This is a genomic window from Paraburkholderia sp. (genome assembly GCF_026225065.1).
In the GTDB taxonomy this organism is placed as follows: domain Bacteria; phylum Pseudomonadota; class Gammaproteobacteria; order Burkholderiales; family Burkholderiaceae; genus Paraburkholderia.
In genome coordinates, this window is record NZ_JAMFSB010000312.1 from 1 (window position 1) to 1,709 (window position 1,709).

The 1,709-nt window shown below is 63.4% G+C and carries 2 protein-coding genes; both read left to right on the plus strand.

Features of this window, described 5'->3' with window-relative positions; translation table 11 throughout:
- Positions 1 to 291 (plus strand): nitrite reductase small subunit NirD (gene nirD / locus M0954_RS22355; RefSeq protein ID WP_297355540.1); only part of this gene is annotated, 291 nt, incomplete at its 5' end.
- Between the two features lie 22 nt (positions 292 to 313).
- A partial coding sequence (locus M0954_RS22360) for a molybdopterin-dependent oxidoreductase (RefSeq protein WP_297355542.1) occupies positions 314 to 1,709 on the plus strand: 1,396 nt, incomplete at its 3' end.

The window sequence follows — 1,709 nt, forward strand, 5'->3', positions numbered from 1 at the left end:
GTGCCCAATACCGGCGTCTGCGCGCTGGTGGCGGGCAGGCAGGTGGCTGTGTTTAACGTCGCGCGCGGCGAGGGCGGGGTCTATGCCATCGACAACTACGATCCCTGTTCGCAGGCGGCGGTGCTTTCGCGCGGACTGATCGGCAACCTCGGTGAGCGCATCGTGGTGGCCTCGCCGATCTACAAGCAGCACTTCGACCTGCGCACCGGCGAGTGCCTCGAAGCGCCCGAGCATTCGGTGAGCGCATTCGCCGCGCAGGTCAGGGACGGCCGCGTATGGGTAGCGGTCTAACAGGACCGGGGTCGATCACCCAATGAGCAGCGCAAGCGTCAAGACAGTGTGCCCCTACTGCGGCGTCGGCTGCGGGATGGTGCTGCAGGTCGAAGATGGCCAGGTCGTCAAGATTGCCGGCGACAAGGAGCACCCCGCTAATTTCGGGCGGCTCTGCACCAAGGGGTCGTCGGCCCATGTCGCGCTGCGCAAGTCCGGACGCCTCGAAAACGCCTTTGAACGACGCGAGCGCAACGGCGATCCGATCCCGTTGCCGGTCGACCAGGTGATTGCCGACACCGGCCGCCGTCTGCGCGAAATCCTCGACACGCATGGCCCCGACGCGCTGTCCTTCTACGTGTCAGGCCAGATGTCGATCGAAGCGCAGTATCTTGCCAACAAGCTCGCGAAGGGCTTTGTCGGCACCAACAATATCGAATCGAACTCGCGTCTATGCATGGCAAGCGCCGGCAGCGGCTACAAGCTCTCGTTGGGCGCGGATGGTCCGCCGGGCTCGTACGAGGATTTCGACAAGGCCGATCTGTTCTTCGTGATCGGCGCCAACATGGCCGACTGTCACCCGATTCTCTATCTGCGCATGATGGATCGCGTCAAAGCCGGCGCCAGACTGATCGTGGTCGATCCGCGCCGCAATACGACCGCGGACAAGGCCAATCTCTTCATGCAGATCAAGCCGGGCACCGATCTCGCGTTGCTGAACGGCCTGCTGTCTCTGCTGCACCAGAACGGCCACACGGATCTCGACTTCATCGCCGCCGCAACGGAAGGCTGGGATGCGATGCCGGCTTTCCTCGACGACTACACGCCGGAAAAAGTCGCGGCAATCACTGGCATTCCCGAGGCGGATATCCGCACTGCGGCGCAATGGATAGGCGAAGCGCCGGAGTGGATGAGCTGCTGGACGATGGGGCTGAACCAGAGCACGCACGGCACGTGGAACACCAACGCCGTTTGCAATCTGCATCTGGCGACGGGCACGATCTGCCGCCCGGGCAGCGGGCCGTTTTCGCTGACGGGCCAGCCCAATGCGATGGGTGGCCGCGAGATGGGCTACATGGGCCCAGGTTTGCCGGGCCAGCGCTCCGTGCTGGTCGAGCAAGACCGGGCGTTTATCGAGGACCTGTGGCAAGTGCCGCAGGGGACGCTGAAGACGTCAGTCGGGCAGGGCACCATCGACATGTTCTCGCGCATGGCGGACGGGGATATTAAGGCATGCTGGATTATCTGCACCAATCCGGTCGCAAGCGTCGCCAATCGGCAGAATGTGATTGCCGGTCTGCAAGCCGCAGAACTGGTGATCGCGCAGGACGCGTTTCTCGACACCGAAACCAACCGCTATGCCGACGTTCTTTTGCCTGGCGCGTTGTGGGCCGAGGCGGAAGGCGTGATGATCAACTCCGAGCGCAACATGACGCTCA